The organism is Actinomycetota bacterium (assembly GCA_030774015.1).
Taxonomy (GTDB): domain Bacteria; phylum Actinomycetota; class UBA4738; order UBA4738; family JACQTL01; genus JALYLZ01.
The window spans coordinates 1-7,205 of record JALYLZ010000137.1; the positions used below are offsets into that span (position 1 = coordinate 1).

Annotated in this window: 8 protein-coding genes; 5 read left to right on the forward strand and 3 right to left on the reverse strand. The window is 69.0% G+C overall.

The window, feature by feature from the left end; genetic code table 11:
* On the reverse strand, positions 1 to 1,365 hold a 1,365-nt coding region (locus M3Q23_13925), incomplete at its 3' end, for a DNA polymerase I (GenBank protein MDP9343157.1).
* A gap of 24 nt (positions 1,366 to 1,389) precedes the next feature.
* Between M3Q23_13925 and M3Q23_13930 the strand changes: the two genes are divergently transcribed.
* The 5 genes from M3Q23_13930 (at position 1,390) to M3Q23_13950 (ending at position 5,138) form a co-directional block, all read left to right on the forward strand.
* On the forward strand, positions 1,390 to 2,061 hold the full coding sequence (locus tag M3Q23_13930; protein ID MDP9343158.1) for a metal-dependent transcriptional regulator: 672 nt from the start codon (positions 1,390 to 1,392) through the stop codon (positions 2,059 to 2,061).
* A 138-nt stretch (positions 2,062 to 2,199) separates the two neighbouring features.
* Positions 2,200 to 3,015: a ZIP family metal transporter gene (locus tag M3Q23_13935; GenBank protein MDP9343159.1), complete on the forward strand. Its 816-nt coding sequence runs from the start codon at positions 2,200 to 2,202 to the stop codon at positions 3,013 to 3,015.
* A gap of 33 nt (positions 3,016 to 3,048) precedes the next feature.
* Complete coding sequence (locus M3Q23_13940) at positions 3,049 to 3,495, forward strand: PaaI family thioesterase (protein MDP9343160.1); 447 nt, start codon at positions 3,049 to 3,051, stop codon at positions 3,493 to 3,495.
* Positions 3,496 to 3,526: 31 nt separating this feature from the next.
* Positions 3,527 to 4,261, forward strand: a complete 735-nt coding sequence (locus M3Q23_13945) for a DUF554 domain-containing protein (protein MDP9343161.1) — start codon at positions 3,527 to 3,529, stop codon at positions 4,259 to 4,261.
* Between the two features lie 457 nt (positions 4,262 to 4,718).
* The gene (locus M3Q23_13950; protein MDP9343162.1) at positions 4,719 to 5,138 is read left to right on the forward strand and encodes a hypothetical protein; all 420 of its coding nucleotides are present in this window, start codon (positions 4,719 to 4,721) and stop codon (positions 5,136 to 5,138) included.
* A gap of 10 nt (positions 5,139 to 5,148) precedes the next feature.
* Here M3Q23_13950 and M3Q23_13955 read toward each other — a convergent pair whose 3' ends face one another.
* Both M3Q23_13955 and M3Q23_13960 read right to left on the reverse strand, forming a co-directional pair.
* Complete coding sequence (locus M3Q23_13955; GenBank protein ID MDP9343163.1) at positions 5,149 to 5,871, reverse strand: amino acid ABC transporter ATP-binding protein; 723 nt, start codon at positions 5,869 to 5,871, stop codon at positions 5,149 to 5,151.
* Between the two features lie 74 nt (positions 5,872 to 5,945).
* The coding region (locus M3Q23_13960; protein MDP9343164.1) for an amino acid ABC transporter permease at positions 5,946 to 7,205 on the reverse strand (1,260 nt) is incomplete at its 5' end.

Below are 7,205 nucleotides of genomic sequence, written 5' to 3' on the forward strand. Positions count from 1 at the left end.
GGCCTCGGCGGCCACCGGCCGCCACGACGTCCCGAACAGCTGCCCGCCTTCCTCCTCCTCGACGCTGGCCAGCACATCGGCCCCCAGATAGGTGCGGCACAGCGCGGCCAGCTCGTACGAGGTCTCCGCCGGGTCCAGCAGGTATCCGGCCAGCAGGGTGTCGAACGCGATTCCGCCGACCTCGCGCCCCGAGCGAACCACCGCTGCGCTGAGCTCCTTCGCGTCGTGGACCCACTTGCGCACGCCGGCATCGGCCAGCAGCCGGTCCACGTCCGGGGAGGGAAACGGCGTGTAGACCGCCTTGCCGTCGCCGGTGGACGCGGCCAGCCCCACCAGTCCCTCGGCCTCGGCGTGGACCCGCACGGCCACTGGTGCCGCCGCCGCCGTCTCCGCCAGGGTCGCCAGCTCGGAGCCGGAGCCCTCCCTCAGGTCCAGCTCGGTGTCGAACGCCTCCGCCGCCGCGCCCTTGCGGACGTCCTCCAGCCGCTCCAGCAGGGTCCGGAACTCGAGCGACGTGAACAGGCGCCGGACGGCGTCCTCGTCCCACTCGCCCATCTCGCATGTTGCCGGGTCGACGTCGAGCTCGATGTCCGTGTCCAGCTTGGCGATCTCTTTGTTCAGCAGAAGCTGCTCCCCCGATGCCTCGATGCCGGCCCGCACCCGCGGCTTCAGCTCCTCGGTGTGCTTCAGCAGCTCCTCGACGGAGCCGTAGGTCTGGATCAGGGTCGACGCCGTCTTCTCCCCCACCCCGGGAACCCCCGGGATGTTGTCGGAGGTGTCGCCCTTCAGCGCCACGTAGTCCAGGTACTTCTCCGGGGGCAGGCCGAACCGCTCCGTCACGGCCTGCACGTCGTAGCGGACGATGTCCGAAATCCCTTTTCGGTTGAACATGACGGTGATCCCGGGCCGCACAACCTGGAAGAAGTCCCGGTCCGCCGTGACGATGACGGCCTCCATCCCCTCCTCCACCGCCCGGAGGGCCAGCGTGGCGATGAGGTCGTCCGCCTCCTGCTCCGGGTGGCTGACCAGGGGGATCTTCAGCGTCTCGACCACCTCGAGGATCAGGCCGAGCTGCTGGCGGAACTCGTCGGGGGTCTCCCGGCGGCCCGCCTTGTACTCCGCGTAGCGCTCCAGCCGGGCCTTCGGCGTCCCCAGGTCGAACGCCACGGCGATCCGGTCGGGCTTCTCCTCCGCCAGGAGCTTGATGAGCATCGAGGTGAACCCGTACACGGCGTTGGTGACCTGTCCGGTGGACGTGGCCAGCGTGGGCGGCAGCGCGAAGAACGCACGATAGGACAGGCTGTGCCCGTCCAGGAGGAAGAGTCGCTGCCGCCGGTCGCCGGCGATTTCCGGGTCTGTTGCCACCGTTCGGCATTGTAGTCTCGGCCCATGACAGCCCCTCCCGCCCGCTCCTCGCAGGAGTACCTGGAAGCGCTGTACGAGATGGCCGAGGAGGGGATCCCCACGGTCCAGGCGCGCCTGGCGGAGTGGATGGGGGTCAGCCGGGCCTCGGTATCAGAGGCGGTGAAGCGGTTGCTCCGCGACAGGCTCGTCACGAGCGAGGACCGCCGGCTGGCGTTCACCCCCCAGGGTGAGCGGATGGCCCGGGCCCAGGTCCGCCGGCACCGCATCGCCGAGCACTTCCTGATCCGCGTCATCGGCCTGCCCTGGCACCGGGCCCACGAGGAGGCCGGGCGGTGGGAGCGGGCCATCTCCGACGACGTCGAGGTGCGGATGGTGCAGATCCTGGGGGACCCCGGGGCCTGCCCGCACGGCAACCCCATCCCGGGGTCGGCCAACGCCGTCGACCTCACCGGCCTGGTCCCTCTCAACGACGTCGATCCCGGGAAGCGGGTGGTCCTGCGGCGCCTCACGGAGGACTTGGAGCTGGACCTCGACGTGATGCGGTTCTTCGAGGACAGCGGGCTGATGCCGGGGGCCCGGATCGAGGTCCGCCGCAAGGGCCCGGACGGCACCATCGGGCTGGAGGTCGACGGCGAAGCCGTCGCGGTGGGAGCCCATCTGGCCGACAACCTGTGGGTGAGCCCGGAGGGGCCCTGACGGAAACGGCCTGTCTCTGCCCCCGAGCCGTTGATCCGATTTCCACCCGATGGGTAAGATTTCGGCTGCCAAGACACCTACGAGCTATTGTCAGGTATACCTGACAATAGCGTTCCCGGAAGGCGAGCAAGAAACTCGATGAGCACGGGCCAGACAGTCCTCCTCGGCGCGATCGCCGGCTTCACCATCTTCCTGGGGCTGCCCATGGGCCGGATCCAGACCGAGAGCCGGCGGGTGAAGACCTTCCTGGCCGGTGTGTCCGCGGGGATCCTGGTGTTCCTGTTCTTCGACATCATGAAGAACGCCACCGGGCCGCTGGAGGACGCCGTCAACGGGCGCGCCTGGGGAAGGCTCACCGGCATCGGGCTGGTGTTCGCCGCGGGCCTCGGTATCGGGCTGCTCGGGCTGCTGTACGTGAGCCGCCTGTGGCGACGCCGGTCCATCCCGGCCAGCCTGGGGCCGGGAGCCATGGCGGTGGCGGAGGCGCCCGATCGCACCCGCGAGGCGCTGCACGTGGGGATGTCCATCGCGATCGGCATCGGGCTGCACAACTTCTCGGAGGGGCTGGCCATCGGGCAGGCCGCGCACAGCGGCGAGGTGTCCCTGGCCGTCCTGCTGGTCATCGGCTTCGGCCTCCACAACGCCACGGAGGGCTTCGGCATCGTGGGGCCCCTCGCGGCGGCGGACGTGCGGGCGACGTGGGGATGGCTGGTGTTGGCTGGGATCATCGGCGGGGGCCCGACCTTCTTGGGGACGCTGGTCGGCACGTCGGTCAGCTCCACGTACGTGTTCGTCGCCTTCCTGGCCCTGGCCGCGGGCGCGATCCTGTACGTGGTGGGCGAGCTGTTCAACGCGGGGCGCCGGATGTCCTGGGAGGTCACGCTGTGGGGCGTGCTGGCCGGCTTCCTGGTGGGCCTGGCCACCGAGCTCGTGGTGGTGGCGGCGGGAGTCTGAACCCACCGGCCCCTTCCAGTAGGCTCCCCGTCCATGGATGAGGAGGAAGCTTCCCCGGTCGTCTCGCCGGAAGAGGTCCTCCGCGTGGTCCGGGAGACTCCCAATCCACTCATGGATCGGCTCGGGATCGAATGGCTCGAGCTCGATCCGGACCGGATCGTGGCGCGGATCCCGGTGGCGGGGAACACCCAGCCCTACGGCGTGGTGCACGGCGGTGCCACCGCGGCCCTGTGCGAGACGGTCGGCTCGTTCGGGACGGCCCTCGTCGCCGGGTTCGATCGGATCTCCGTCGGCATCGCCCTCACCGTGAACCACCTGCGGTCGGTCCGGGAAGGACACATCACCGCCACGGGCGTGCCGCTGCACGTGGGTCGCAGCACCGCCGTGTGGGACATGCGAGTGGAAGACGACGAGGGGCGCCTGGTCGCGGTGTCCCGGCTGACCCTGGCCATCCGGGACCCGGCGCCGGCTCGCCCGTGATCCCGGCAGTCGCCCGTGATCCAGTGATCGCGTGATCGGCGCCGTTCACCTGACCGGCACGCTGATCAACGCCGGAACGGTCCTCGTGGGGACGGCGGTGGGGACGCTGCTCGGCGACCGACTTCCGGAACGCATCCGCGAGACGGTCATGCACGCCCTGGGGCTGTTCGTGCTGGCGGTCGGCGTCGACGAGTCGCTGGCCGCGTTCACCCCGCCCCTGTCCCGCTTCACTCGGGCCAGCGTGGTGATCGTGCTGGGAAGCGTCCTGGTGGGGGGCATCGTCGGAGAGCTCCTGCGGATCGAGGACCGCCTGAACACCGCCGGGGAGGCCCTGAAGCGGCGGTTCGGCCGGGGGCAGGCCAGGTTCACCGAGGGGTTCGTGGTGGCGTCGCTAGTGTTCTGCGTGGGCCCGCTGTCCATCCTCGGGTCGATCCAGGACGGACTGAACGGCGACTACCAGCTGCTGGCGATCAAGTCGACGCTGGACGGCTTCGCGGCGCTGGCGTTCAGCGCGGCCCTTGGCTGGGGGGTCGGGTTCTCGGCGATCACCATCCTGCTCTACCAGGGCAGCCTGTCGCTCGCCGCCTCCGCCGTGGCCGGCTCGTTCACGCCGGAGATCACCGCCGCGCTCACCGCGGCGGGGGGCATCCTCATCCTCGGGATCTCGCTCCGGCTCCTCGACCTGAAGCAGGTCCGGGTGGCGAACCTCCTCCCCGCCCTGGTGCTGGCGCCGGCGACCGTGGCCGTCATGCAGGCGCTGCGTTGATCGCTCCGACCCGGCAGGACGTGTCACTCTTTTTGGTTCCGGCCCCCGAAAAACTGGCCGCGGACCAGGGTGGCACTGACCTGCGCGTATTCCTCGAAACCGTTGCGGCGTAGGCTTTTCGACTCGGTTGACACGGTGCAGGGGGCCTGGCTATCTTTCGCTCCGGTCCCAAGCGGCCGCAGGGATCGAGAGCCCGGAAGGGCCCCCGGAAGTCGGGGCCAGACCCGGAGGGCGCAAGCCCCGAGGAGACGGCTCCAGGCCTTTCGGAGCCCCCCAAGCTCACGAGTCCGGGTTGCTTGGGACCACCCCTTGACGGGCCGAGATACCGAGTAGACAACGCTCCGTATGGGGAAGGCGGAGCGGCTCCAAAGGTATCTCGGCCCGTCTTCGGTTTCCGGTGTTTCCGGGCAGTCGCGGGCTATCGAATTCAAGATCTCGCCGCTATCCTGACCAGCCGATGCGCAAGCTCCAACGCGGGTTCGTTTCCCTCGCCGCCGCCCTCGTCCTCGCGGCATCCTGCTCGCACGGTTCCACCCGATATTCCGGCCAGACGAACGCCAACGGCGACCGGGTGATCTACAACCCCGAACCCAGCCACGGCCCGTTCGTGGTGGTGGCCGTGGACAACCACTTCCACGACATCCACCCGGTGGACCGCACCCGGATCAAGGAGTCCCGACCCTTCATCGTGATCAACGAGGGCAGCAATCTGCACAACTTCACCGTGGTCGGGACGAACATCAGCGTGGACATCCCCCCGGGCGGTCAGCTGGACTGGAGCCACCTGGGCGCCCACCTGAAGCCCGGCGTGTACCACGTGTTGTGCACGTACCACGCGTGGGCCCGGATGACCGGCCTGTTCGTGGTGACGAAGTAGGGGGCTCTCGCTACAGCACGGCGGCCAGGAACTTCTTGGTCCGATCGTTCTGCGGGTTGGCGAAGATCTCCCGAGGGTTCCCCTGCTCGACGATCTGGCCGTCCTCCATCACGATCATGCGGGTCCCCACCTCGCGGGCGAAGCCCATCTCGTGGGTGACCACCATCATGGTCATGCCCTCCTCGGCCAGTCCCCGCATGACTGCCAGCACCTCGCCCACCAGCTCCGGGTCAAGGGCCGAGGTCACCTCGTCGAACAGCATCAGCTTGGGTCGCATGGCCAGGGCCCGGGCGATGGCCACCCGTTGCTGCTGTCCGCCGGAGAGCTGCCCGGGGTAGGCGTCCGCCTTGTGCGCGAGCCCCACGTGGCCGAGCTGCTCCAGTGCCCGCTTGCGCGCCTCCTCCTTGGGGACGTCCAGGACCTTCTCCAGGGCGATGGTGATGTTCTGGCAGGCGGTCTTGTGTGGGAACAGGTTGAACGCCTGGAACACGATCCCCATGTGGGTCCGGACCTCATCCAGGTTCGTCCGGATGTCGGTGATCTCCTTCCCCTGGAACCACACGGTGCCCTCCGTGGGTATCTCCAACATGTTCACGCATCGAAGGAGGGTGGACTTCCCGGACCCGGACGGTCCGATGATCACCTGGACCTCGCCCGGCCGAAGTGTGAGGTCGATCCCCTTCAGTACGTGGTTCGTGCCGAACCACTTGTGGATGTTCTCCAGGCGGACCAGCGCGCCGTCGTCGGGCATGGTGCCGGCATTATGGCCTCCCGGTGCCTGTTGACCCAAGCCCATGCTCATGTCGATCACCCCGTCCCGAAGCCGCCGGCGATCCCGACCAGGCCGCTGCGCAGTCGACGCTCCACCGCGGTGACCAGCCGGATCAGGGGAAGCGTCACCACCAGGTACCCGATCGCTGCCGCGACGAAGAACGTGCCGTTGGTGAGCGACGCATAGCCGTCCTCAGCCACCGAGAACAGCTCCCGCTGCTGTGGGAGCAGCCCCAGGATGACCACCAGCGCGGTGTCCTTGATCAGGATCACGAACTCGTTCATCAGGGGCGGGATGACCCGGCGCACCGCCTGGGGGACGATGACGTAGCGCATCGACTTGAGGTACCCCATGCCCAGCCCCCGGGCGGCCTCCAGCTGCCCCCGCTCGAGGGACTGGATGCCGGCCCGGAACACCTCGGACGCGTACGCTCCCGTGTTCAGGCTGAACACGAGCAGGGCCACCTTGTACGAGCCGACGTTGACCCCGAGTCCCAGGCTGAAGGCGAAGTAGAAGAAGGCCAGCTGCCAGATCAGTGGGGTGCCCCGGAAGAAGTTCACGTACACACGCGCCGGCGCCCGCACCGCTCTCTTGTCCGACAGGGAGAGCATCGCCAGGAGCAGGCCGATCACGACCCCGCCGACCTCACCCCCCAGCGCCAGCAGCAGTGTGTTCTTGGCTCCGGTCAGGAACGCCCGAACCCACACCCCGTGGACCAGGGTGAAGTTCAGCTCGTTGCGGACGAACGTGAACATGCCGTGCCCCGACCGGAACCAGAGGACGAACCCGGCCAGCGCAAGCGCCTGGATGCCGAGAATGGCCCCGGTAAGGGCGTGGCTCCGCCTGCGTCGCGTGTCCATGCGGCGGTAGACGGAGAACCCCAACGCGATGGCCCCGAGGCCCAGGGCGATGGCCAGGACGAGGACGGCGGTCTCCGTGGTGGAGCGCGCCCCCATGACGATGTTGCAGATGCCCTCCGCTCCCTGGATCCCCGTGCCCGGCAGGGCCGGGTTCGAGGACGGCACGAAGTGTTCGAGGCCCGCGGCGTGGCAGGCGGGAGTCAGCGGTCCACCTTTGATGTTCGCGTACAGCTCCACTCCGATCGTGCCGAGCACGACCAGGGCCAGCGCCATGATCCCGGCCACCAGCGTGGCCAGGGGGACCGGCGCCGTGGGACCTCGTACGTCGGGCGGCACCCTGGGTTCCGGTACGGTCGGTTCCGCCGTCGCTACCGCCATGGCCTCCTCCTTCCAGGGACGCTCCCCGAAAACGGGCGGGCCCGCGCTCCGTGGAGC